Annotated in this window: 25 protein-coding genes; 5 read left to right on the top strand and 20 right to left on the bottom strand. The window is 44.8% G+C overall.

The genetic code is table 11. The features are described from left to right. Positions 1 to 56: 56 nt before the first annotated feature. From AAC052_RS18325 to AAC052_RS18295, 7 genes are all read right to left on the bottom strand, one after another. Positions 57 to 683 carry a hypothetical protein gene (locus tag AAC052_RS18325; RefSeq protein ID WP_152001684.1) on the bottom strand — a complete coding sequence of 209 codons (627 nt, stop codon included), beginning with the start codon at positions 681 to 683 and terminating at the stop codon, positions 57 to 59. Positions 684 to 692: 9 nt separating this feature from the next. Beyond that, positions 693 to 1,232 (bottom strand): hypothetical protein, encoded by a 540-nt coding sequence (locus AAC052_RS18320; RefSeq protein ID WP_339814937.1) that lies wholly within the window; start codon positions 1,230 to 1,232, stop codon positions 693 to 695. Positions 1,233 to 1,240: 8 nt separating this feature from the next. Then, positions 1,241 to 2,389: a hypothetical protein gene (locus AAC052_RS18315; protein WP_339814936.1), complete on the bottom strand. Its 1,149-nt coding sequence runs from the start codon at positions 2,387 to 2,389 to the stop codon at positions 1,241 to 1,243. Next, positions 2,358 to 2,909, bottom strand: coding sequence for a hypothetical protein (locus tag AAC052_RS18310; RefSeq protein WP_317488679.1), 552 nt, complete (start codon positions 2,907 to 2,909; stop codon positions 2,358 to 2,360). The genes AAC052_RS18315 and AAC052_RS18310 overlap by 32 nt, the downstream gene beginning before the upstream one ends. Further along, positions 2,906 to 3,469, bottom strand: coding sequence for a sigma-70 family RNA polymerase sigma factor (locus tag AAC052_RS18305; RefSeq protein ID WP_339814935.1), 564 nt, complete (start codon positions 3,467 to 3,469; stop codon positions 2,906 to 2,908). Before AAC052_RS18305 ends, AAC052_RS18310 begins: the two co-directional genes overlap by 4 nt. A gap of 78 nt (positions 3,470 to 3,547) precedes the next feature. After that, complete coding sequence (locus AAC052_RS18300) at positions 3,548 to 4,168, bottom strand: class I SAM-dependent methyltransferase (RefSeq protein ID WP_339814933.1); 621 nt, start codon at positions 4,166 to 4,168, stop codon at positions 3,548 to 3,550. Position 4,169: 1 nt separating this feature from the next. After that, positions 4,170 to 4,991, bottom strand: coding sequence for a hypothetical protein (locus AAC052_RS18295; RefSeq protein WP_339814932.1), 822 nt, complete (start codon positions 4,989 to 4,991; stop codon positions 4,170 to 4,172). A 257-nt stretch (positions 4,992 to 5,248) separates the two neighbouring features. On the opposite strand from AAC052_RS18295, the gene AAC052_RS18290 reads away from it, so the two are divergent. Both AAC052_RS18290 and AAC052_RS18285 read left to right on the top strand, forming a co-directional pair. After that, on the top strand, positions 5,249 to 6,064 hold the full coding sequence (locus tag AAC052_RS18290) for a hypothetical protein (protein ID WP_339814931.1): 816 nt from the start codon (positions 5,249 to 5,251) through the stop codon (positions 6,062 to 6,064). Next, positions 6,064 to 7,884 carry a hypothetical protein gene (locus AAC052_RS18285; RefSeq protein WP_339814930.1) on the top strand — a complete coding sequence of 607 codons (1,821 nt, stop codon included), beginning with the start codon at positions 6,064 to 6,066 and terminating at the stop codon, positions 7,882 to 7,884. The genes AAC052_RS18290 and AAC052_RS18285 overlap by 1 nt, the downstream gene beginning before the upstream one ends. Before the next feature lie 106 nt (positions 7,885 to 7,990). Here AAC052_RS18285 and atpG read toward each other — a convergent pair whose 3' ends face one another. From atpG to AAC052_RS18235, 10 genes are all read right to left on the bottom strand, one after another. After that, positions 7,991 to 8,884 carry an ATP synthase F1 subunit gamma gene (atpG, locus tag AAC052_RS18280; RefSeq protein WP_339789973.1) on the bottom strand — a complete coding sequence of 298 codons (894 nt, stop codon included), beginning with the start codon at positions 8,882 to 8,884 and terminating at the stop codon, positions 7,991 to 7,993. Between the two features lie 48 nt (positions 8,885 to 8,932). Beyond that, positions 8,933 to 10,513, bottom strand: coding sequence for a F0F1 ATP synthase subunit alpha (gene atpA / locus AAC052_RS18275; RefSeq protein ID WP_152001674.1), 1,581 nt, complete (start codon positions 10,511 to 10,513; stop codon positions 8,933 to 8,935). A gap of 21 nt (positions 10,514 to 10,534) precedes the next feature. Further along, positions 10,535 to 11,092: an ATP synthase F1 subunit delta gene (atpH, locus tag AAC052_RS18270; protein WP_317488684.1), complete on the bottom strand. Its 558-nt coding sequence runs from the start codon at positions 11,090 to 11,092 to the stop codon at positions 10,535 to 10,537. A gap of 1 nt (position 11,093) precedes the next feature. Continuing rightward, a complete protein-coding gene (atpF, locus tag AAC052_RS18265) occupies positions 11,094 to 11,588 on the bottom strand; it encodes a F0F1 ATP synthase subunit B (protein WP_152001672.1) in 495 nt (164 codons plus the stop codon). A gap of 66 nt (positions 11,589 to 11,654) precedes the next feature. Then, positions 11,655 to 11,900, bottom strand: a complete 246-nt coding sequence (atpE, locus tag AAC052_RS18260; protein ID WP_152001671.1) for an ATP synthase F0 subunit C — start codon at positions 11,898 to 11,900, stop codon at positions 11,655 to 11,657. Positions 11,901 to 11,935: 35 nt separating this feature from the next. Beyond that, the gene (gene atpB, locus AAC052_RS18255) at positions 11,936 to 12,973 is read right to left on the bottom strand and encodes a F0F1 ATP synthase subunit A (protein ID WP_339814929.1); all 1,038 of its coding nucleotides are present in this window, start codon (positions 12,971 to 12,973) and stop codon (positions 11,936 to 11,938) included. Next, positions 12,966 to 13,358: a hypothetical protein gene (locus AAC052_RS18250; protein WP_339814928.1), complete on the bottom strand. Its 393-nt coding sequence runs from the start codon at positions 13,356 to 13,358 to the stop codon at positions 12,966 to 12,968. Before AAC052_RS18250 ends, atpB begins: the two co-directional genes overlap by 8 nt. After that, a complete protein-coding gene (locus tag AAC052_RS18245; RefSeq protein WP_339814927.1) occupies positions 13,358 to 13,633 on the bottom strand; it encodes an AtpZ/AtpI family protein in 276 nt (91 codons plus the stop codon). The genes AAC052_RS18250 and AAC052_RS18245 overlap by 1 nt, the downstream gene beginning before the upstream one ends. After that, complete coding sequence (locus tag AAC052_RS18240; protein WP_226940635.1) at positions 13,584 to 14,012, bottom strand: polymer-forming cytoskeletal protein; 429 nt, start codon at positions 14,010 to 14,012, stop codon at positions 13,584 to 13,586. The genes AAC052_RS18245 and AAC052_RS18240 overlap by 50 nt, the downstream gene beginning before the upstream one ends. Before the next feature lie 10 nt (positions 14,013 to 14,022). Next, positions 14,023 to 14,898, bottom strand: coding sequence for a M23 family metallopeptidase (locus AAC052_RS18235; RefSeq protein ID WP_152001667.1), 876 nt, complete (start codon positions 14,896 to 14,898; stop codon positions 14,023 to 14,025). Positions 14,899 to 15,005: 107 nt separating this feature from the next. On the opposite strand from AAC052_RS18235, the gene AAC052_RS18230 reads away from it, so the two are divergent. From AAC052_RS18230 to uvrC, 3 genes are read left to right on the top strand one after another with little or no spacing between them, the layout of a single operon-like run. After that, positions 15,006 to 17,576: a methyltransferase gene (locus AAC052_RS18230; RefSeq protein WP_339814925.1), complete on the top strand. Its 2,571-nt coding sequence runs from the start codon at positions 15,006 to 15,008 to the stop codon at positions 17,574 to 17,576. After that, entirely contained in the window at positions 17,576 to 19,852 is a 2,277-nt protein-coding gene (locus AAC052_RS18225) for a transglycosylase domain-containing protein (RefSeq protein ID WP_317488691.1), read from the top strand. The genes AAC052_RS18230 and AAC052_RS18225 overlap by 1 nt, the downstream gene beginning before the upstream one ends. A gap of 3 nt (positions 19,853 to 19,855) precedes the next feature. Beyond that, positions 19,856 to 21,688: an excinuclease ABC subunit UvrC gene (gene uvrC, locus AAC052_RS18220; RefSeq protein ID WP_339814924.1), complete on the top strand. Its 1,833-nt coding sequence runs from the start codon at positions 19,856 to 19,858 to the stop codon at positions 21,686 to 21,688. Positions 21,689 to 21,717: 29 nt separating this feature from the next. Here uvrC and gldN read toward each other — a convergent pair whose 3' ends face one another. Genes gldN through gldL form a run of 3 tightly spaced genes read right to left on the bottom strand, consistent with a single transcriptional unit; the run spans position 21,718 to position 25,039 of the window. Then, on the bottom strand, positions 21,718 to 22,605 hold the full coding sequence (gene gldN / locus AAC052_RS18215; RefSeq protein WP_317488693.1) for a gliding motility protein GldN: 888 nt from the start codon (positions 22,603 to 22,605) through the stop codon (positions 21,718 to 21,720). A gap of 11 nt (positions 22,606 to 22,616) precedes the next feature. After that, positions 22,617 to 24,200: a gliding motility protein GldM gene (gldM, locus tag AAC052_RS18210; protein WP_317488694.1), complete on the bottom strand. Its 1,584-nt coding sequence runs from the start codon at positions 24,198 to 24,200 to the stop codon at positions 22,617 to 22,619. 32 nt (positions 24,201 to 24,232) lie between these two features. After that, positions 24,233 to 25,039, bottom strand: coding sequence for a gliding motility protein GldL (gene gldL, locus AAC052_RS18205; protein ID WP_317488695.1), 807 nt, complete (start codon positions 25,037 to 25,039; stop codon positions 24,233 to 24,235). Positions 25,040 to 25,063: the final 24 nt, after the last annotated feature.

The following is a 25,063-nucleotide window of genomic DNA, read 5'->3' as shown; positions in this document are numbered from 1 at the left end:
GGTTTCCCCAGTCTGTTTTTTTAGTATAAACCATTCATAAACCTCAGGCTATTGGCTTAAAACCTGCCTAGCCTGATCGAAAACGTTCCTCCCCAGCTGGTCAAATCATCATCCGAAATATTCCTCAAATCCGACCCCTTTATGAGGCGATAGGTAGCGCCCACTCCCACCCGCAAAAATTGCGTGATATTGACTTCAAGCTGCGCACTGGGCTTCACAACAAAAAACGCCGTTGACTCAAGTACATACTCCTTATCGAAGGAAGTGGGGAAATACTGCTTGTCGACAATATGGAAAGCACCGGCGCCAAATAGTACCGGGATCGTTAAGTGCACCACTTCGTTGGGGAACAGAATGCCCCCAAGGTACAGCCCACCATAACCACCTTCGATATTGAACATAGTGCCGGCCTCGCCCCTGAATTGGTTCTCAGTAGAGATGCCATAACCTGCCAGACCGAACATCACATGCTTGTTGATGATTGCACCCCCGTATGCCCCCAGCAGAAGGCTTCTTTCCTGATACACGTCTGTAATATTGATGTCCACACCACCGAAGCCCTTGATCTCATTTTCTTTGCTAAAAAGAGACTTGATTTCCTCGGGATTCTCAATACCCTGTGCAGCGCTACTGAGCCAACCGCATGTGATAGAAAGTATAAAAACAATTTTGACAGCTTTCATCGATCTTTTTTAAAAAATGTACTTAAATGAAATGGCTGAGTCCCAGAACCTCGAATCCGTTTTGCGGAAACCGATATAGTCGAAATAGGGTTTTACATCAAAAGAAACCGTAATCGGGGCTGCCAGCCACCTGTATTCCACACCAATAAGGAAGTCAGCTCCCATGGTAAAAAAGGTCGCCCCATTTTCATAGCTGAACGCACTCCCGTCTGTCCCTACCAATATCTTGGTCAGGTTGTTTCGCTCCTCAAATCCGAAATGGCCACCAGCGCCGTAGTAGGCATAGAAGTTTGGAGAAAAAGCCAAATCCATCGGCACATGGAACACATACATAGTAGTGAGCTGCAGCCCTTCGTGCCTGCCACTTACCATAATTTCCAGTGCCTCTTCGGTTACCAGAAACTTCTTGTAAGTCAGCGCTGACGTGGCGCCAAATCGTACGCCGGCTGACTGCGAGTATTCCTGCGTCGTTTGCGCATTGGCCAATTGACATGTAGCAAGACTAAGGGCAGCTATCAACAGCTGCGCACCAAAAAATAAGCTCTTCATTGTTAGTATTAGTTCTTCGTAAACGGCAGAGCCTCCATATAGCGAAGGGTTACCGAGGCACCTTGCAAATCCAGTTGCATGATGCCTTGTTTGTCATTCGTTCTACCCACCTGGCCACTCAACTGGATGTAACCTTCCTTTCCAGCTACCGGGCTATTGGTCAGCATGGGAATCCAGTTGCCAGGGATATAAATCTTATCCTGCTCCGCCTTGATATCAAGATTTACCCAACTGGCAGGATCCATAGTTACATCCAGGTCCGTGTACTTACTTGCCAGCCTTACCTTTGCAAAGTCTTTATTAAGGCTATGAAGTATCACCTGCCCGTAGTTCACCTCCAAATCGAGGTTCTCCTGTATTTCACCCAACGTCCAGTCGGTAAACATTCCTTTGCCACTGATCCAACCTATCTTCTGAAAATTAAGCTTGTCGTTTCTGGAATCTACCCTCGCTGAAAGCGCACTTTCTACCCTGAGTTCGGAAGTCATCGATTGTAGTATGATACCCTTTGCCTGCTGAATGTCGACCTGAGCAGCCTTAAGCGTCAGCTCCACATCATGCACCCGTCTAATATTCGCCTTACCAAAACTTAAATCAACGATCGACTTACCCTTCAACTCATTGGCCTTCAAATCACCATGGGCAAGGGTAAGTTTAATGGGCCCCCCATGATCGGCAATAAAAACATTCCCAAAGCGGTTGTCCAAAAATAGGCTTGCTCCCTCTGGCAAAGTTATTTCGTAATCTATGGTCAGCTTGTTGCTGCTCAAAACCGTCTTCGACACATCACCAACCGTGTTCAGCAATTCCTTAAAGGTTCCGCTGCCCCTGTCCAGCACAGTTTCAACGGTTAAAAAAGGCCCAAGATTGCTAAAGTCAATTTCAACCCTTTCCATCAGCTTTTGAGTGGACCTGGAGTCCTTGGCATACGCCGTTATCTCCACCGAGATAAGCACAGAATCCTTTGCCCACGACTTTACCGCTACCCGTCCATATTTATTGCTCACGTCAACAGTAATGTCCTTCGGAACCTTGTACGCTTTGTTAATGCTCTTCGTCAGTTTCGTATCGCTCTGCGATTGTGCGTGGTTTCCCGCCAACACAAGCAACAGCATGATCAACCACCTAAAGAGACGATTCTTTCCTACCTGCTCCATTTTTTGCCTCCTTTATTTGTGCCAGTATCCTGTCTAGGATGTCCAGCTTAATTTTATAATTCACAATCATTGCATGAATGACCTCTTCATTGTCTACGTTGTCTGCCAGGTCAGTCTGGAGCTCAGTATAGGCCTGATCGAGGGCCAGCATGTCCTCCACCACTTCCTTGTCTACCCACTGCCCATTGGCTTCTATTTCATTCATTTTTTCAGAAATCATCATGGCATAATACTGCTCAGTCTCTGCCATTTCCGGCGACACCATAGAAAGTGTCGGTTGCGACTTTGATGATCCCACACCGTTCCACATGAATGCGATGGATGCCGCCAACAATAATGTAACAGCAGCGGCTACCCGGACTACTTTACCGCTCCAGCCCCACATGTGCACTACCTTTCCTGATTTCTTGCCGCCATTGAGTCGCTTGTCAATGTTTTCCCAGGCCAAATCAAGGTCCGTGTCGAAAACATCGAAGCTGTCCCGGCGCTCATCAATGTTCTTTTTTAGAAAATCTGTCATTGGTTGGCTACTTTCAATTTTTCCATTCCTAACAAGTCTCTCACTTTTGCTTTTCCTTTACAGTACTGGGCCTTCGAAGCCGACTCCGTTATACCCAATATTTGTCCGATCTCTCCATGGTCATACCCTTCAAAGAGGTACAGATTCATCACCGTTTTGCAGCCCACCGAAATCTGATCCATGGCTTGCAGTATTTTACCGGCCTCCATCCGTGCATAGTAGTTGTCGTCGTCATCTTCATAAGCCAGGTCAAACTTTTCCTCAATGCTGATAGTGAAAAGTCGCTTCTTCCTGAGCGTATTGATGCAATGATTCACCACTACCCGCTTGATCCACGCAGGGAAAGTCTTGGGTTGCTGGAGCTTTTTCAAGCTGGCAAAGGCATCGACAAACGCATCCTGAAGCACATCTCTGGCTTCTTCCTCGTCGCCTATCATCCGGCGGCAGATATTGTACATAGCCTTTGAGTACAGCTTGTACAACTCATTGATCGCCCGACGATCGCCCTCCTGGCTCCTCACCACAAGGTATTCCTGTAAACTCGTACTTTCTGAATCCAATTTCTAATTAGGTTGCAGGGTAAAAGACATCCAAAAAATGAATAGGTTTCGATTGAATCGGTTGGATCAAAAAAATATTTAGCTTCTCGCTAAAAGGTGAGTACCTATCATTCCTCTACAATACGTGGCACTCTCCTTAATGTTCCATCCAGCTCTGGCAAATGCCTCCTGCCAATTGGGAAGCCTATGTGCCTCAATATCACAAGTTAAGCGAAAAAATAAGTACATACCCCTTATGAGAAGTGATTTCCACCCTCGTTTTTCCTGTTTCACAAAATCAGTCACGATCAACAGTGTGTTCGGTTTACTCACCTGCGATACCGACTTCACAATACCTTCCACCGACTCGTCGGAGAACATGTCCAGAAAAAACGGCAGTAACACAAGGTCATAAGGATCGGTTTCGCTGTAAGTCAAAAAGTCCGACCGCACAAAACCAATATTCATCCCCGGCATCGTTCTAGACTGTGCCTTTGCGATCATGCCTGCCGACTTCTCAATAAAAGCCAATTGGCTATCCGGATGCTGCTTGAAGTATTCTTCAAAAAACCGGCCAGTGCCGCCGCCTGCTACCAGTGTAGACTTGACACTCACTGCCCTTCCGAAGAAGTGGCATTGGCTTCTGTCAATGCACTTTCCAAAGACAAGCCGGGCCAGCGGGTCGTACACAGGAGCCAAAAGGTTAAATCCATTGGCCATGCTAAATCAGAAGAAGTATCGGCATCAGAAAAATGCCATCGCCAATGAGCCGATAGGTGAAAGAGGTTTCAAAATCAGCCATTCGCTGATAAAGTATCCAAAGTACACCAAGCATCAGCATCAGCAACCCTTGCAGAGCAAGGAGGCTGTCACTGAACCAGGAGAAGCCAGCTATCCCGATAATGGCCATAGTAAAAGCAGCCCGCAACAGCAAGCCTATTTTTTCGGGTTTCCACCGGGTTATGAATGATTCCTGACTATCGGCCATGTCGTACTGCCGCTCTTGGCGGGAGAATAAAATCAGGTTGATAAAAGCAATGAGGAATATCACCATGAAAATCAGCAGATCCACGGGCCCCACACCACTGCTCGCCAAGGCCCGGGGTGCCAGCGAAATTCCGGCAGTATAAAGCGCTGCCACAACCACTTCTTTAGGCAGGCTCCGGGTCGACAAAAATACCCACAGCAAATACAGCAGGCAGCTTCCCATCACCAACACACCATAAAGCAACACTGGTGCCGGCAAATAGACCAGCGAGCCGAGGCCCACGCATCCCACTATCACAAGGACTGTAAGCAACTGTGAGAAGTGCTCCTGGTAGAAATGATGCCGGGGGTTGCTGGCGGATGTGGGTATTTTTCTGGCATCAAAAAGCCGGTCGAGAATATAGATGAACCAAACAGCCAAAAACAGGGAGACATAAACGGAGCCTGGCACATAGGCACCGCAGGTAGAGGCAACAACCATCGACATGACGACAGCACCCAGAGCTACCTCCAGGCTGCCATGTTTAAGCAGTCCTATTATGAAAGACCTGCCCATCAACAAAAAAGCCCATGAATATTCACGGGCTCAATTTATCGTCAAATATTGGTTTTAGCTACTATTGCGGGCTTCCGTGCTGCCAACAACTCAAAGCATCCGCCAAGAATCTGGTGAGCCCATGACCTGCATTTGAAATGCAGGGCCCTATTCTTGTTGACAACTAATGACATTCTGGTCAAGGCACCATCGTCGACTGCTATTCCGGAGCTTGACGGCTCACAAAGGGGAATTCCACCGAAAAGCAAAGAAAGTTATTGAAGGCACAAGAAATGGTAATATATTTAGAAATGTTATATTCTGTAACCAGTAGAGCAACCATAATTTCTATTGTCTATTTTCTTCTTTTTACGCAAGAAGTGCGGTCACAATCGGTGTCACTAAGCTTTGAATCCACTTATGGCACCTACAATATGGAAGATTTTAAGACGGCGCAAGATAACATTCCTTTCATTTTCCTTGGTTACGGAAGAATCAACCTGCCTTACAAGATATATAGCAACTTTGAACCATACTATGGCTACAATGGAATGCTGACTCTTCATCTTGAGAAGCTAGAAGTGTCAATTGAAAATGGGGCCAATTCAACTGGTTCCAGAATGAGCTATAAAGATTATTCAGGGACGTTTAAAAGTGATCAACTAGTGTCCAATAAGTATTGGGGTGCAGGAATATCACCATTTAAGATGTCGCTCACCGACGCCTTTTTTATAAGACCTCGCCTGGTAAGTGGGGTTTCCCTATCCAATTACAGCATGCGGAACTTCGCTGAATTGACTAATACCAATTCTTATATCAACCAGTCAATCGTTGTGAAATCAAATCAACTTTTCTTTGAACCGCAAGCTTCAATAGGCTTTACGAAGTATCGTTTCGTAGTAAGTGCAAGTGTCGGCTACCACCTGCAGGTAGTGTCCCTAAAAGAAAATGTTATCGAGGGTAATCAGGCTGAATGGCGGGCTTATTTCCCTTCAGGCGAGCCGAAGCCTCAGTGGAATGGTATTAGACTTAAAGCTGGCCTTGGCTTCATCCTCTTAAAAAAGAAGAGCAAAGCTATTATAACAAAAGCCTGATGAAAAATAATATCGTTTTCGCTGTTCTACTCATTCTGCTCTCGTCAGTCTTTGCATGTGAGTTTCAATTAGAAGGAGAATATTATGTGGAAATAGAACAAGAGATTAACTCTAGCTTATCAGAGTACGAGCTAACTGCGATAGCCGATGACGAGTTTATCGTTCGTCCCAAGGAAATCACCTACAGTTTTGAGGTCACCGATGGGCTCTTTTATTTAGTTGTAGCTACCCTAGATGACAAGGAGATTTATGTTTCTGACCTACCATCAGGTAGTTTCATACTTAGGCCTGGTATGGCTGTAGCCGATTATGGTTTTGCTGAACTTGTTGTGAATGTTTACACAAGCACAAATACTAACAGCCTTGCCGATCAGGTGCAGGCCGAGGCCGCCATTTATCAATTTAAAAAGCGAATCCGAATTGATAAACGACCGGCCGAAGCCATCCCTTTTACCATTACAAGCACCACAAATGCACTCACCTTCAATTTTCAGCAATATCCTAAAAACAACTTGTGGAGAGTAAACATATATGGAGGCCCCGATCCTGACCAGCTGTTCAACAATGAAAATCAGCTGTCGTCGGTTTTCGAAGTTCCCGCTCAATATATCGATCTTGGATACGTAGGCGGAACGATGTATTACGGGGTAGAAACACAGGTATTTCGGGGTGATATAATGGATAGTGAAAGATCAAATATTACGACTATCAACTTATCGGATGGGCCAAAAATTGTTGAGTATGAATCAACAGCAGATGGACACCTCAAAGTATATTGGTCGAGGGCCCCATTTGAAAGTAGTTTCTCAACTTATACCTTGAAATGGCTATTCAACGGAGGACAAAGCATTACCAATACAAATTTCTATGACACAACAGCATCAATTAGTGGTTTGCCAATGGGTGACACTATCCGCTTTGAATTGATGACTACAAGTGCCAATCAGTTGAATAAAGTAGTCGACTCAAGTCCCGGCGCTTTAGGTGACCCAGCTTTCCAATTTGATGAATTGTATACCGACCGAAATACACCATCCGGAAAACTAAGTTATGTTGTCAGCTCCCAAATACTTCGAAAAACCGAAAATGAACAGATTTCAATTTCCCTCCCAATATCTGGATTATCTTTTTCAAATACCGGAAGCACCATTGCTACTTACAACCGTGACATCATTAGTCTCTTGAATTCTTCGACGCTGACATATATAAGACAAATTGAATTGAACGGTTTGGCCAACAATTCATTCTCACGGCCAATAGCACGCTTGCAGGTCATCGATGATAGGTACATCGCCTACACTGACGGAGTTTTTAAGTTGTTGGATTATGTCGAGGACGCTATAGTATATCAAGGCAATTTTAATAACAATGTGATTTATTATGAGGAATCGAAAAACCTGGTACTTATCGGCAGAGATTTCTCCGGAAACTCAAGGGCATATAAAGCAGAACACTTCGTGGTTGAAAATGGTACGTTGACAGAGCTTCCCAACGAGTTCAAATTCATGAATTATACCAATTCTATAGGCTTCGGAAACTACGTAGCGATAGTAACTACCACAGAAAACAAAATTAATGTTCTAAAAATACCAGAAATGGAGAGTATTGCCGAGTATACTCTTGGCACTCGATATTTTTTAAAGAGTGCGGATGCTGCCACTAACTGGGGGCTATTCTTTATTGAAAGCTCCGTGCAAGTAAGGGACATGTTAACTGGAACTATTATCTACTCCGGCCCTAACAAAATTGAGCAAAATTATGCTCTTGTCGATGGTGTCTTGTATAGCGGCAATGGCTTTTCTCTTAATTTAAACCGATGAGAATCCCTCTGAACCTGAACCATCAGCCCGCCCTGCCAATACCCGGATAAACCACAAAAAAAGCCCATGAATATTCATGGGCTCAATTTATCGTCAAATATTTATTTTAACTACTCTTTAGTGCTTCAGCACCACCAACGATCTCTAGGATCTCCTTGGTGATCGCTGCCTGACGGGTTCTATTGTACATCAGCTTCAGCTCTTTCAAAAGCTCACCGGCGTTATCAGTCGCCTTGTCCATGGCTGTCATCCTGGCGCCTTGCTCTGAAGCATTGGATTCCAAAGTAGCCTTGTACACCTGAATCTTCAGCGACTTGGGGATTAGCTCCTTTACAATGAACTCCTTTGATGGCTCATAAATGTAGTCGATGGCATTTGAGTTGGAGGTGCCCTCTTCTTCCACCTCAGACGGCTCAATAGGAAGGAACTTTTCTACCCTCAACACCTGAGTAGCCACGTTTTTGAACTCGTTGTATACAAGCTCTACGGCATCAAAATCTCCAGCCTTATAGGCTTCCATCAGGTACTCGGCTACCGGGCGAACTTCATCAAACGAAAGGTTAGAGAAAATGTCCCAGTATTTCGTGTCCACTTTGTAGTTTCTCTTTTTGAAAAACTCCATGGCCTTCTTCCCCAGAGGAATGATGGTAACTCCGCCGAACTCATTCTGCTCCTTGTACTTTGTCTTCAGAAGGTTGACAGCTGCTTTAAAAACGGAGCTATTAAAAGCACCGCACAAGCCTTTGTCGGAAGAAACAACAACCAAAGCGACCCTGTTCACCTCCCTTACAACGGCATATTCATTCTCCAAATCGTCACTAACAGATGAAGTAACATTTCTAAGTATACCTGTCAGCTTCTCAGAGTAGGGGCGCATTTGGGTAATACGGTCTTGTGCTCTCCTCAACTTTGCCGCCGCCACCATTTTCATGGCCTTGGTGATCTGCTGAGTAGAAGTAACCGACTGAATTCTGCCCTTAACCTCTTTTAGGTTCGCCATATACTTTCTATTTGAAAAGTCCGCCAGTGGGCGGACTCACCATTCTATTTAGGATACGTAACTTTTTTGAAGACTCTTAGCCGTCTCGGCCAGGGTGTTTATCACGCTGTCTTCCAGCTTACCTGCACGAAGCAAATCCAGGGCATCCTGATGCTGCGCCGATAATAGTGTCAAAAACTCTTTCTCAAAGGCTTTCACCTTGTCCAAAGGCACCTTATCAAGGAAGCCTTTTGTTGACACGTAAATGATAGCAATCTGATGCTCAACCGACATAGGGCTGAACTGAGGCTGCTTCAATATTTCCTGATTTCTTCTACCCCTGTCGATAGTCAGCTTAGTAGAAGCATCGAGGTCAGAGCCGAACTTGGCAAAAGCCTCAAGTTCACGGAACTGGGCCTGATCCAGTTTCAGCGTACCTGCCACTTTCTTCATCGACTTGATCTGGGCATTACCACCTACCCTTGATACAGAAATACCAACGTTGATCGCAGGACGCACACCTGAGTTAAACAGGTTGGTTTCAAGGAAAATCTGTCCGTCAGTAATTGAGATTACGTTAGTCGGGATGTAAGCAGAAACGTCACCGGCTTGCGTCTCAATAATAGGAAGGGCTGTCAATGATCCGCCTCCTTTTACTTTGCCTTTCAATGACTCCGGAAGGTCATTCATTTGGCTGGCAATCTCATCGTTGTCGTTGATTTTGGCAGCACGCTCCAGCAAACGAGAGTGAAGATAGAATACGTCACCTGGGTAGGCCTCACGTCCTGGCGGGCGACGAAGAAGAAGTGACACCTCACGGTAAGAAACCGCCTGCTTGGAAAGGTCATCATAAATAACCAAAGCAGGGCGTCCTGTATCACGGAAGTACTCCCCGATAGATGCACCTGTAAACGGCGAGAAGAACTGCATTGGCGCAGGGTCAGATGCAGCAGCCGACACGATAACGGTATAAGGCATAGCTCCTGCTTTTTCAAGAGAAGCAACAATACCCGCAACGGTAGAAGCCTTTTGGCCTACCGCCACATATATACAATAAACAGGTTCGCCCTTTTCGTAAAACTCTTTCTGGTTGATGATGGTATCGATGGCCACAGCGGTCTTACCTGTCTGACGGTCACCAATGATCAACTCCCTTTGACCGCGACCAATTGGAATCATGGCATCAATAGCCTTTACACCAGTTTGCAGCGGCTCATTTACCGGCTGACGATAGATAACACCAGGCGCTTTTCTTTCAAGCGGCATTTCGTACAAGTCGCCAGTCAAAGGACCTTTACCGTCGATAGGATTGCCAAGTGTATCTACTACTCTGCCGCACATGCTATCGCCCACTTTAATGGAGGCAATTGTCTTTGTGCGCTTTACAGTAGCACCTTCTTTAATTCCTTTTGGGTCGCCCAGCAATACCGCACCTACGTTGTCTTCTTCCAGGTTAAGTACCAATGCCTTCAAGCCGTTTTCGAACTCTAAAAGTTCACCGGCCTGTGCCTGAGTAAGTCCGTAAATACGGGCCACTCCATCACCTACCTGAAGAACTGTTCCTACTTCTTCGAGCTCAGCCTCAGTTCTGAAGTTTGAGAGCTGCTCTCTCAAAATCGCTGATACCTCGTCAGGTCTTACGTCTGCCATTAGTGTATTATTATGGTGTTTTTAAAACTTCTTAATGTATGAACTTGAAATCAATTTCGTCTTCAAATCTTTGAGACGAGAATCGACGCTGTCGTCTAATTGAAGGTCGCCCACTTTAATGATGTAGCCTCCCAACATCTCCTTGTCTACCTTTTCCGTCAACTCGATTTCCTTCTTGGTAATCTCTTTCAACAGCCTCATGAATTCTTTACGAAGATCAGGCGTCAAGGCAAAATTGGTAGTGACAGTTGCCTCGGAAATTCCCTTCCTCACATTATACTGATGGGTAAATTCACTTGCGAGCATTGGCAAAATGAATTCCCTGTTCTTTCTTGTGATAATATCGAAAATGGACAGGGTCAGGTCATGCACCTTGCCAGCGAATATCTTTTTAAGAATGGCCAGCTTCCGATGGTGCTGAATAATTGGGTTTTTAAGCATCAAAGCAAAATCCCTGTTAGCCTTGCACAAGTGATCAAATGCGATCATGTCTTCGTTGACCTTATCAAGCACTCCCTTTTCCTCTGCCAACTCCAGCAAAGACTTGGCGTATCTTGTGGCTATCCTGAATTCTGACATCTTAGTTGACTTTTAGGTCTTTGATGTATTCGTCTACCAGCGCCTTTTGTGCTTTGTCGCCACTTAGGTTCTTTCTCAAAACCTTCTCAGCAATGTCTAAAGAAATTTCAGCCACGAGGTTTTGTACCTCAGCCAGAGCAGCCTTCTTCTCATTTTCGATAGAAGACTTGGCATCGGCTATCATTTTTTCGGCAATTTTTGAAGTGTCGGCTTTTGCTTCTTCCTTGATTCTATTGGCGGCAGCAAGAGCCTCTTTCAATATGTGGTCTCTTTCTTTTCTGGCATCCTCCAAAAGAAGCTCATTGTCTTCTTTCAATTGTGCCATTTCCTCTTTGGCCAGCTCAGCTGATTTCAAGGCATCGTTGATGAAGCCTTCTCTCGCTTTAAGGGCGTCAGCAATCGGCCTCCAGGCAAATGTAAGCAGAACAATAAAAACGATTATGAAAATAACCGTTTGCCAAAATATAAGGCCAATCCCGGGTGTTAAGAGTTCCATTACTTTATCACGTTTACAGTCAAAAACAAACGGAGGCTACTAAGTGCAGCCTCCGTGAAGCCATTTTTAGGCTTTGAATGAGATAAGCAAACATACTACCACACCAAAGAGGGCAATTACCTCAATAAGTGCAGCAATAATAAGCATACCGGTTTGGATTCTGCCGGCAGCTTCTGGCTGACGAGCCATTGCTTCCATTGCAGAGCCACCGATGCGACCGATACCAATACCTGCGCCTATCGCAACAAGTCCGGCACCGATACCAGCGCCCATAATTGCCAAACTCATGTCAAGCAAAATAGATAACCACATAGTTTTATTATTTAATAGTGAAAATGGTTTCGTAATTAATGATGCTCTTCGTGATGCTCCTCAATGGCAAGGCCAATATAGAGCGACGAAAACATCGTAAAAACATAAGCCTGGATCGTGGCAACGAGCAACTCGATAAAGGTAATGAAAACCACTATCAATGTTGACGCAAAGCCCACCATATAGCTCTCGAATATGAATATCAAACTAATCAAGCTCAGAATTACAATGTGGCCTGCGGTGATCGCCACAAACAATCGTATCATGAGAGAAATAGGCTTAGTGAAAACGCCAATGATCTCAACAGGAACAATGATGAACTTCAATGCAAACGGAACTCCGGGGGTATTAAAAACGTGTCCCCAATAAGTCTTGTTTCCGCTAAAATTTGTGAAAAGGAAAGTGATGATGGCCATTACACCAGTCACGGCGATATTTCCAGTGAGGTTGGCAGCACCTGGCATCAAACCAAGCAGATTACCAAACCAGATGAAGAAAAACAACGTCAACAAATACGGCAGATACCTTTCGTACTTGGGGCCAATATTAGGCTTAACTATGTCGTCTCTCACAAAAACGATGATTGGCTCGAACAAAGACTGAATGCCTTTTGGTGCTTCTTTCGGCCGCTTTTTGTATCCTCTTGCCACCGCAAGGAAGATTACTATCATCAAAGTGGCATTCAGGAAAAGAAAGGCTACATTTTTCGTGATCGAGAAGTCAATAACTGTACGGCCTTCTGCTACAGGCAGAATATGTCCGTGCTCATACTTGTAGCCGTTGTATTCAACGATGTTGTGATGTTCATCATAGAAATTACTGCTGGAAAATACTTCCAGCCCATTGTCTGACGAATACAAAATAACTGGCAGGAAAAGCGTGCCATAGTGGCCGTCGAAAAAATGCCACTCATGTGCATCCAAAATGTGATGATTGATCAATTCTGAAGGATTAAAGGTTCCCCCTGTTTCCTCTGCAGCTACCGCCAACGGGCTATTAAATAAAATAATCACCAGTGATAACACGGTGATTTTTAATAGGTTGGCCCTCTTATGATTTACACCTTCATCCATCAATTTGAACGCTTTTCGAATTTGAGCGCAAGTTAGTCATAAGCATAAATAATTCAAACCCAAGAAATAATAAATACAGGGCAAAGAAAGTCATGATGAAACTGGTGTTTTCTTCGCCAATTGCCACAAGGTAGGTGATTGCAACCAATAAACTTGTCAGAAGACGAAAGGAAATACTGCCAATGACAAAAAGGACGAAATTTTGACCATCGTTGTTTACAAAAATACCTTCGGCCCAAAGTAGCAGCATGGATTGGAGCGAGTAGAAAATAATAGCCGCTATCGCCGTGGAATGGATGTATTGACCGAAGCCGGAGGCCTGCAATCCGAAATATGCCCCAACGACAACTGCTGAGAAAATAAACAGCTTGAGATAGTTATTCATTATTCTTTAGGAAGGCGCTTGTAAAGCAAATAAAGAGAACCAAAAAGTGAAATGAACGAAAGAGACAACAAAAACACCGGGAACTGAAGCTGAAAGTACTTGTCGGCATAGTATCCGGCGGCTACTCCCACGCCTATAGTCGCCAACATTTCAAAACCGACACCGGTAAACCTCAGAAAAGTTGAACCGGTGCCAGCGTCTTTTAGTTTTCCTGCCTCAGATTGGTCAGGACTGGGCTTTAAGGAGCGGTCTTTCTTCCGAATTTTTTTCTCCAATTTTTATTTCCTTAACGGTTACACCCATCTGGCATTTTCCATTGAAAGAAGCACCCGATTCAATAACCAGTTTGTTGGTAACGATATCTCCGTTAATAACCGCCGAAGGTTTTAACACAAGCATTTCCGTCACTTCCACTTTGCCGTCCACCGTACCGGCGATTTCAGCATTTTGTGCCAACACATTTCCCTCAATGTAAGAGGAATGACCAAACGCTGCTTTTGACTTAGTGATAATATCACCAATAACTTTCCCTTCTACCCTGATGTTGCCGAAGGTTTCAATACCTCCTCGAAGGATGGTTCCCTTTCCAATAATGTTGCTGGAGTTGCTGAGCTCTTCGGCTTCCTTAATTTCCTTGTTATTAAACATGGTCATGATAAATAAATTAAAAAGCTACGAATTCTTCAGGATCCACCGGCATTCCATTGTGCCAAAGCTCAAAATGCAAGTGAGGCCCGGTTGTCAATTCGCCTGTGTTGCCTATAATAGATATAATCTCGCCGGCGCTGACAAAGCTACCAACGTTTTTCAATAATTCCGAATTGTGCTTGTATACTGAAATCAAATTACTTCTGTGCTGAATACCAATCACATAGCCGTCATTTTGTGTCCAGTCGGCAAGTATAACAGTACCGTCAGCCACACACTTGACCGGCTCATCTTTTTTTGCCACCACATCAGTCCCATAGTGGTTGTTCTTAGGGTTGAATTTGTCAGAAATGATGCCTGAAATGGGCTGAAAAAGGTAGATGTCCTGAAGATCGGAGCCAATAGAAGAGCTTACAGGCAATATCTCAGAATCAGCGCTTTCGAACCTTTGTCTGAAAATAGAATCGATAGGGGCCAGTCTTTCGCTGTTGATCTCAGAAGCCGACAGCACCCTTTCCTGTTGCTCGGAGGCCCTAAGGTCCGACTCGGTTTCCAACATGCTTGTGTCGCCCGAAAGCACCAGTTTCAGGTTATCGATGTACAAGTCTTTGTTATCCATCTCAACAAGCATAGAATCCACTTTGAGTGAAAGACTCACTAATTTCCGATTGGTTTCCATTTGCTGATGGCGTGGGTCGTACCACTTGGCTAAAATGGTGGTAGCCAGGTAAAAGCAAATCGCAAAAAAAACTGAAACTACAACAAAGGCTAAAAGCAGGAGCCTTGCGTAGTTGAACCTGATGGTGCTTTTTTCCGCAAAATTCTCCTCACTCCTTATGATCAGCAGATAGCCAGTGGTAAGCCAGCTGGATAATGTTTTCTTATTTTTCAAATCCTTTTAGGTTCTGGGAGCCACAAAATTATAGAATAAAATAAGACCTTCTTATTTTTATGTATTATTGAGACATTTTTGAGCGTTAGCAATTCAAATCAATTCAGTTGGCCCAACGTATTTTACCATACCATTTCCTCAGTTTTCTTCTTTTCTCCTACCTGCTCATTGGCTGCAAAGGAAGCAAAATAACTCCGGTGGGCGACGTGTATCACAATACGACTGCTCACTACAATGCCTATTTCTACGCCAGAGAACGAATCCTCGAAGTTGAACAAAATTTGCTCAATTATGGCGAAAGAAATTACAATAGGATTTTACCTATCTATCCTCCCATGGATTCGTCTTTTTCCAAGGCTAACGAGGAGCTGATAGAGGATGTTGTTAAAAAGGCTTCCATCGCTATTCAAAGACATGAAAATAGTAAGTGGGTTGATGACAGCTACATCACCGTAGGCAAGGCACGGCTTTTCAGTCTCGATTTTCCGAATGCTGTAGAAACGTTCAAATATGTGAATGTGAAGAGCAAAGACAAGGACACACGCCACCTGTCGCTGGTTTGGCTTTTTCGCACATTTGTTGATGCCGGGGAATACAACAATGCCACAGCTGTGATCGACTACCTGCAAAGAGAAAAACTCAGCAAGGATAACAAAAGACTATTCGCTCTTTTTAAGGCCCGTTATTATCAGTTGACCGACGACCTCGACAACATGGTGAAAAACCTGGTCGAAGCGGTTCCTCTTGAAACTAATCACGACGAGAGGGCAAAAATCTATTTCATTATTGGTCAGGTGTATCAGCAATTGACCTTTGATGCGCTGGCGTATGAAAACTATCAGTCCTGCCTGCAGAACAACCCTCCCTATGAGCTGTCGTTTTATGCCAAGCTCAACATGGCGTCGGTTACCCAGCTCACCAATTCGGATGACCTCAAAACTGTGAGAAGGTATTTTCGGAAGCTCTTAAAGGACGAGAAAAACATTGACTTCAAAGACAAGATTTACTACGAGCTGGCCAACTTTGAGCTAAAGCAGGGAAATTATGATGAGGCCATTGAAAACTACAACTACTCTATTCAATCCAGCACATCGAACCCCAGGCAGAAGGGTTATTCATACCTTCAGCTTGCCGAGGTGTACTACCGCCATTTCAAAAAATATAAGACTGCTCAAAGCTACTACGACAGCACCCTGAGTGTGCTACCGAAAGACGAACCCAACTACGAAGCGCTGAGCCAACGGCTCGAAATACTTACCGCTTTTGTGGAACAGGTTACAATCATTGAAACCCAGGACAGCCTGCTAATGCTTGCAAAAATGCCCGAGGATGAGCTGGACAAGTACCTCGATGATTACATCGCTGCCAAGGCCAAGGAAGCTGAAGACAAAGAGAAAGCCATTGCTGAAAGCAAAAAGGGCCGACGTGGAAACCAGGCCGTGAACTTCCAGACTCAGGGTAGGGAAATTAATGTGCAACAGCAGGGCACCTGGTATTTTTACAGCGCTTCGGCTGTCAGCCAGGGCCGGCAGGAGTTCGCCAGGGTTTGGGGCAACAGGCCCCTGGCCGACAACTGGAGGCGATCAGTGAAGCAGGGAGAGATTGCAGCAACGGTAAGGGATGCCGAGGCACCAAAACAAACAGCACAGGCTAATCCTGACGAAGCGATTGCGTCCATTTCCAAGGAAGATTTAATAAAAACACTTCCATTGACTCAAGAGGCGCAAAATGAAGCACTTGCGAAAGTGGAGGAAGCCCATTTCCAGCTCGGCAACATCTACAACTTCCAGTTATTGGAAAAAGATAATGCCGGGATCACGTTCAACACCCTCATTGTAAGGTTTCCGGATTCAGAGCATGCCCCAGAGGCGCTGTATGAACTGTATCTCATCTACAAAGAGTTGGACAGTGCTATCTATTCTGATTATGAGAGACAGCTAATTACCCGCTTTCCGGAATCCATTTTTGCCAAACTGATTGTAAATCCACGGTATCGGGAAGAAAGCTCCGCAGCGTCGGCCAAGCTCCAGAAAATGTACGCAGAGGCGTATGGCTATTATCAGCGGGGTGAGTACAAAAAAGCAAGGGAAATCACTTCTGAGGGGCTTTTGGCTTACGACGATAACGATTTTACTGACAATATGAAGCTGCTGGACGTTATGCTGATCGCAAAGCTGGACGACGTGTACAGGTACCAGTTTGAGCTGAACAACTTCATTACCACCTACTCCGAGAGTGAGCTAATTCCTTATGCGAAAACACTCGTGAAGGCATACGATGATTTCCAGCTAAACCTTGTCAATAGCGCAAAGGCAAAATTCAAACAAGAGTTCGATCAGCTCCATTTCTTCGTAATTATTTATCCGCCTGACGGCAAATTGCCCGATGAACTTCCGGGGAAAGTCGACACTTATATTAAAACCAACCTACAAATTCAGGGGCTTACACTCGGCAATTTGATTCTTGACGCCAGAAGATCGATGATTTTAGTTAACTCGTTTCCAGGTAAAAAAGAGGCGGCTGAGTTTTATCAAAATTTCAACAGCAACAATACCTTGTTTAAGGAATATGGCACCATAAAATTTTATAATTTCGTAATCACAAGAGAAAACTTCAACGTTTTCTATCAAACCAAAGACCTGGAAGCTTACTTAACCTTCTTTAACAATAACTATTAATGAAGAGCAATAAAATCAAATGGCTATTGATCACCCTTTGGGTGGTTTTCATTTGCACGATGGTTGGTGTTCCTGTGTTCTTTAACATGATCGGAAACAATTCCTTTGGTCTTTTTGGCGAACTCCCCGGCCTTGAAAGCCTTGAAAACCCCGAAGAAGAAACTGCTTCACAGCTATTTTCAGCTGACAACGTGCTGCTGGGTAAATACTTTAGAGAAAACAGAACGCCGGTAACCTACGATGAACTTTCGAGAGAGCTCACAGAAACGCTTCTTGTCACCGAAGATCTCAGGTTTAGTGAGCACTCCGGTATCGACTTGCGGGCACTGGTAAGAGCGGTCGTCGGAAAACTCACCTTCAGCTTTGCCGGTGGGGGCAGCACCATAACGATGCAGCTAGCGGAGAACCTCTATAAAACTGAGCAAGAGAACAAAGGGAAATTGCATAATGTCCCTGGCCTTGGGCAAATCATCACCAAGTTCAAAGAATGGATCATTGCCGTGCAGTTGGAGAAAAACTACACCAAAGAAGAGATCCTGGCGATGTACCTCAACACCGTTCCGTTTGGCAGCAACGCCTTCGGAATTAAAGCGGCAGCCAAAACCTTTTTCAACAAAGAGCCGAAACAAATTACCTACCACGAGGCTGCCCTCCTCGTTGGCCTGGTAAATGCGCCAACCAGGTACAGCCCTATTCTCAATCCTGAAACCTCCATGCGCAAAAGGAATGAGGTACTATACAACCTTCGCAAATACAATCGAATAGATCAGATAGCCTACGATTCTCTCAGAGCCAAAGAATTTGATTTGCAGTACAAGGTTGATGGACACAATGAAGGCCTCGCTACCTACTTCAGAACAGTCATAAGAAACTTCCTGATGGACTGGACCACGCAGCACGGCTATGACCTTTTCGAGGATGGTCTCAAGATTTATACTACCATAGACAGCAGAATGCAGACCTACGCCGAAGATGCAGTCAGACAACATATGGACACACTTCAATCAGTGTTTATCAAACACCTTGAAGGCAGAAATCCCTGGATCAATGAGGATTTCACCGAAGTGGAAAACTTCATTGAAACTACCATGCAGAGAACCAGCTACTACAAAAGCCTGGTAAAAGAATACGGCAAGGACGCTGACTCGGTCGATATATTGCTCAACCTGAAAAGGCCTATGAAAGTATTTAGCTGGGACGGCGAAATTGACACACTTATGTCGGCTTATGACTCGCTGAAGTACTATAAGCACTTTCTTCAGGCTGGTTTCATGGCAATGGATCCACATTCCGGCCACATAAAAGCCTGGGTCGGGGGAATAGATCACAAATACTTTCAGTTTGACCACGTGATGCAGGGAAAACGGCAGCCCGGTTCTACGATCAAACCCTTCGTTTATTCAGCTGTAATAGATAATGGATACTCCCCTTGCTATGAGGTTGCTGATGCCCCCATCACCTTTTCGTTCCCCGGGCAGGATCCTCCCACTTGGACACCCAGCAATGCCGTAGGAAACCCCACCGGCCAAATGATGACCATCAGAAGTGCTCTGGCACAAAGCGTCAATACTATTACCGCCTATTGGATGAAAAAACTCGGCCCACAAACTGTCGTCGACTACGCACACCGCATCGGTATTCAAAGCGACTTAGCAGCTGTTCCTGCGTTATGTTTGGGTGCCGGCGGCGAAGTTTCAGTTTATGAAATGGTCGGTGCTTACTCCACTTTCGTGAACCAGGGAGTATGGACAGAACCGATCTTTATTACCCGTATTGAAGATGAAAACGGCCGAGTGCTCCAGGACTTTGTTCCGCAAACCAGGGAAGCGCTGAGTGAAGAAACTGCCTACACCATGCTGTACATGTTGCGAGGAGCCACCGAAGAACCTCATGGAAGCGGAGGCGGCCTTTCAAGAGAAATAAAAGCTAACAACCAGGTGGGCGCAAAAACAGGTACCACGCAAAACGCCTCCGATGGCTGGTTTATGGGAGTGACCAAGGATCTCGTTGCAGGTGGCTGGGTTGGTGGAGACGACAGAAGTATTCACTTCCGCAATTGGGCCATGGGGCAAGGTGCCAGAACAGCCATGCCCATCTGGAACAATTTCATGCTGAAAGTGTACGCCGATCCCGACCTTGGCATTGAAAAAGGCCCTTTTCCGAAACCTGTCAATGGTCTCTCCGTTGAGCTCGACTGTTCGAAGCATGATCGCACGCAAGGCATCGATTCTCTTGGCGTTGATATTGAAAAAGTATCGGAAGACGACATCTTTTAAGGCATGTCATCAGGTGAAATTTCGCTGACCTCTTACAAGACGGAAGATGTCCTCTTGCTTCCACATGATCCCGGTGTCTACAGGTTCAAAAATAAACACGGCAAGCTCATTTATGTAGGTAAAGCAAAAGACCTAAAAAAACGGGTAGCTAGTTATTTCAACCGGTCCAATCAGCTTAGTCGCAAAACCATCAAGATGGTCGGTGAGGTTGCTGAAATAGAATTCACTATCGTCAATTCTGAGTTCGATGCGCTACTTCTTGAAAACAACCTGATTAAGGAAAATCAGCCGAAATACAATATCCTGCTCAAGGACGACAAAACCTTCCCTTACATTGTCATCCTGAAAGAACAGTTTCCGAGAATTATTTCCACCAGAAAGGTCGACAGGACGAAAGGTGAATATTTCGGCCCTTACACCAGCGTGAAGGCCATGAAAAATGTGCTTCAGCTCCTTCGTCAGCTCTACAAAATAAGAACCTGCAATTTTGACCTCTCTCCTCAAAACATAAGAAAAAAGAAATTCAAGGTCTGCCTTGAATACCATTTAGGGAACTGCCTGGGGCCCTGTGAGGGGCTACAGGATCACAATGACTACCTGGAAGAAATCAATCAATCAAAAGAGGCCCTGAAAGGCAATCTATCGGTTGTAAGAAACTACTTCAAAGAGAGAATGCAAACCGCAGCCGAGCAGCTGGCGTTTGAAGAAGCGCAAAAGTTTAAGAACAAGCTAGACCTGCTTGAAAAATTCCAGTCAAAGTCATTGATTGTCAGCAACAAGATTACCAATACCGATGTATTTACGCTGGTGTCAGATGAGTCCTCAGCATTTGTCAACTATATGAGGGTGGACGGTGGTATTATCAATATTTCCGACACCCTGGAGATAAAAAGAAAACTTGACGAAACCGATGAGGAAATACTACAGTTGTTAATGATAAGCCTGCGAAGCAAATATGAGAGCAGCAACAAGGAAATCCTTACCAACAAACAGGTAAGTCTTTACGATGAGACGCTGAGTATCACGCAACCAGCAATAGGTGACAAAAAGAAACTAGTTGACCTTTCAGTAAAAAATGCCCTTTTCTTCAAAAAGGAACGTTTTAATCAAAAACTCCAAAGTCAAACCAAGGAAAACCGGGTGCTCCTTCAAATGAAGGAAGATTTAAAGCTGACTCAAACACCCATGAGGATTGAGTGTTTCGACAACTCCAACATTCAGGGCACTCACCCTGTTGCGTCAATGGTCTGCTTTATCAATGGCAAAGCGGCCAAAAAAGAGTACCGTCATTTCAACATTAAAACCGTGGTAGGTCCCGACGACTTTGGCTCCATGCGTGAAATTGTCTACCGAAGGTACAAACGGGTTATTGATGAAGGTCTTCCTCTCGCCAACCTGATCATCATCGACGGAGGCAAAGGCCAACTAAGTGCAGCGGTCAGCTCTCTTAAAGAACTGGGTATCTATGGCAAGGTTCCCATCATCGGCATAGCCAAAAAACTGGAAGAGCTCTATTACCCGGAAGACTCGATTCCAATCCACCTGGCAAAAAAGTCAGAGTCCCTCAAAATCATCCAGCAACTACGTGATGAGGCCCATAGGTTTGCCATCACATTTCACAGAGCCAAGAGATCCAAAACTCAAACCAAATCTGCTCTTGATGACATTGATGGTATTGGAGAAAAGACAAGAAGTCTCCTGTTAAGTGAGCTGAAATCTGTCGAAAAAATCAAGCGGGCTTCTATTACTGAACTTTCGAACCTGATAGGTCAAAAAAAGGCGTTGCTCGTCAAGGATCACTTTACGTCAATAGACACAAATAAAAAAGGGGCTTAGCGCCCCTTTTTGCATATAACTGAAAGTAATTAATACTCCCACAATTCATTTTCGAAATCCACCAGTTCATACTCCAGTCTCTGAGAAGCAAGTACACCTTCTTTCTGCGACTTTGAATACACATCAATAATCCTTTGATCCTGAGGGTTAGAGTATTTCACCAGCGTGGCACTAAAGAGTCTAAGCAAAAACGCATCTGACATCTTTCTATGCTCTGCCATATTCTGAGCGTTGTACCAAACAGCTTCGTCGGGCATGGTTGCAAACAAGTCCACTATATCCTTATATCTAAACGAAGCGATTGGCTTCTCGTACAAGGCAGGGTTCTTGTCAGCAGGCAAAAACATGCTCAGTGCCTGAATGTCATGATACATTCTAGAACGGTTCCTGTCAAAATACCAATCCTCACGCAATTCAAAAATAGAAAAATCACGGGTATTAAACTCTAGCGCTGCTGGAGCTGCAGCCTCACCACCACCAGCCGGAGCTGCTGCGCCGCCACCGCCCCAGTCACTGGCACCCCAGTCGCTAGCGCCCTGATCGGCACCAAAACCCATCGCTTTTTCCTCCTCGGTCAAGCCGCCACCCTCTTCGGGTAACTTCAGGTTTTCAAGAAACATCTCTTTTGACATTCTGTTGGTAAGGGAATCATTCATATAAGGAAACAACAACCCAGCCTTAACTGCCTTCACCAATAATGTAGGCAATTCTCCATTTATCGCATAGAATGGTTGATTTTGTTTTTCACGCAAATCCATTCTCCACCACAACTCTTTCTTGAACATGATCTGAGATTCATGTACCGGAAATTCCGAGTTTGGGTTATACCCCGGCTTTGCCTCCTGCGCCTGCAATTCTCCCATAGAGAGGACTGCGATAAACAGAACAAAACCAATTACATAAACAAACTTTTTCATACCTGTATAATTTATTGTATTCGAACTGTAAGAATTCTGGGGCCATAGTTATTAAAGTCCTCTGTGGCACCTTTGAAATTCATACGTTGTACTTGCTTAATGTCAATTACTATGGCATCACCGCTCCTTGCCTGGCCAGCTATGTCAGCCAAGTTGATGTCCGGCCCCTGGAACCGGCGAACTACAACAGCTCTCGCACCTCTTACCAATGCAATTTCTGAGTCGGTTACTCTGAATCTTGCATCGTTAGGGAGCAAAGAAGCAAATGACTCATCAGGCTCGGCTCTCAATTGAAGCGCTCTTGGTGGCTGAGCCACACCCATTTTCATGTCAACCGCTCTACCACGGTCATACACCACTATTTCAGGCTTGGGTATTCTCTTTACCGTGAAAGTTTCTGTTCCAATCAAGTTTCCTCCACTCGATACGGCTATGTCCACTTTTGCTGCCTGAGGTACAACGGTAACAAAGCCCTTCTTTGAAGGATCTTTTGTAGCAGTACCACCTGTTACATTAAATGAAGGATCATATGCTTCTCCCATTGCGGGCACCTGTATGTTCAGCTCGTTACCGCAATTCAAGTACAAAGCTGACAATGAAGCAGACTGCACCTGTATTACCGGCTTTGAGACGAAGTATTTCACAGTATTTACGAAAGTCGTATCCTTGCCTCTTGAGTTTACCGTAATAGCAGCCTCAAACGTCTTCTCAGCCCGTCCGTTTACGTAGTTTCCAGGCGTGGCAGTAAATTCTACCTGACCCATTCCACCTACAACTGGAATCTCTTTCCCATCAATTGTCATCTTGGGGTTAGCAGAGGATGACGATGCTGCAATAAACAACTCAGCCCGGAACTTGGTACCCGCAGCCACTATGTTTGACTCAGGCCTAACCATGGCAACAATCTGGTCAAACTTAAGGTCAGCAGCACCCACCTGCCTCGCCAGCAAATCCAATGCTCTTGCTTCTGAATCTATCACCTCCATTTGAAGCTGACTCAGTGTAGCAAGTGCACCCACCATCGGTGTATTATGTCCGAAGTTGAGGTCTGCAAATCCTTTAGAGTTCTGTTCAGGGTCGTTAGCAAATACTTCTACGTCTTTGGCATCAAGAGCAATATTTTTAAACGTTTCGTCACCAGTTGTCTTACGCAAATAGTCCGAATAGCTGTTCAAAAGTTCCCTTAGTTTATCGCCTTCCCCCTCGTTGATAAACAAGGCCGGAGCTGTATCGATATCCTTTTGACCTATAAGCTGTCCGTGCTCATCTTTACCTCCGGTTAGTTCAACTAACCTGGTTTTATAGGTTTCAACTTCCTGAACGGTCTTTTCTGTTTCTTCCCTAAGAGCTTTAGCCTTTTCAAGTACAGCCACGTCATCGGCTCTTTCACCAGACTCAGTAACAGCGGCTTCGATTCTTCCAATTGTTCCTAAATTGCTCGCAACCTTCTCTTGAACGGTTGCTTCGAGACTCATATTGATCAGTACAAATTTCTCCAGCACACTGTTACTTACCTGCAAAGCAAGAAGTGCAGTAAGCACCAGGTACATCATACCAATCATTTTATCTCTTGCCGATTGTTTCCCTCCAGCCATAGTTTTACTTTTTGGTGGTTAGTAGAAATAAATTAACCTTTCATGGCAGTAAGCATGTTGCCATAAACTTTGTTCAGTTGCGTAATATTCGTTGTAAGTTTAGACAGTTCGCCTTTGAACTGCTCTGTGTCCTTACCGGCCTGCGCAATGCTTTCCATGGCAGTGCCTATGTTTGAATAAAACTTCTGCATCGCCTTCAGGTGAGTATTAGCATCCTGAAGTTCCATCTCATACACTGCATTCAGCGCACTAAGGTTTTTAGTTACACTTTGCACCTGAGAATGATATTCTTTAGCATCTTTTGAAGCGTTGGCCATCTCTGTCATAGCTGTAGCTGTAGTAGCATAAGCTTTGTTCATATCTGTCAACGACTTGGAAGCGGCTTTCACATTATTTGCGTACTCGTTGGTAGCAACTGACGCTTCCCCTAGTGCAGCCATCTTGTTAGATGTGTCTGCAAGGCCTCTCATGCCTTTACCTAAACTGTCCAATAACTCGGGGCCAATTTTAGCTTCCGCCAGAATTTTGTCCATTTTTTGGCTTGTTCCGTCACCCACAGCAACCGCAGTTGGTCTAGGTCTTGCCGGGCCTCCGTCGAAGTCGTCAGCCAATTCTGGATAAACTTTTGACCAGTCTACCTCCTTGTGCTTCGGTTCGAATGCACTTAGAAAGAAAATGATTGCTTCTGTGGTAAGTCCAATACCCAACATCTCACTCGCACCGGGAAGGTGAAGGATTTTGAACATGGCACCGACAATTACGACAGCAGCGCCAATACCATAGACTTTGGGCATTATTGTTGAAAAGAGAAGCTCCTGAAATCCGCCTTTTTTGCTCATCTGTTTAAAAATTTAAGTTCTTAG

This window comes from uncultured Imperialibacter sp. (assembly GCF_963974565.1).
Classification (GTDB): domain Bacteria; phylum Bacteroidota; class Bacteroidia; order Cytophagales; family Cyclobacteriaceae; genus Imperialibacter; species Imperialibacter roseus.
The sequence above is the reverse complement of the archived record's forward strand: the minus strand, read 5'-3'. Positions and strand labels throughout refer to the sequence as shown.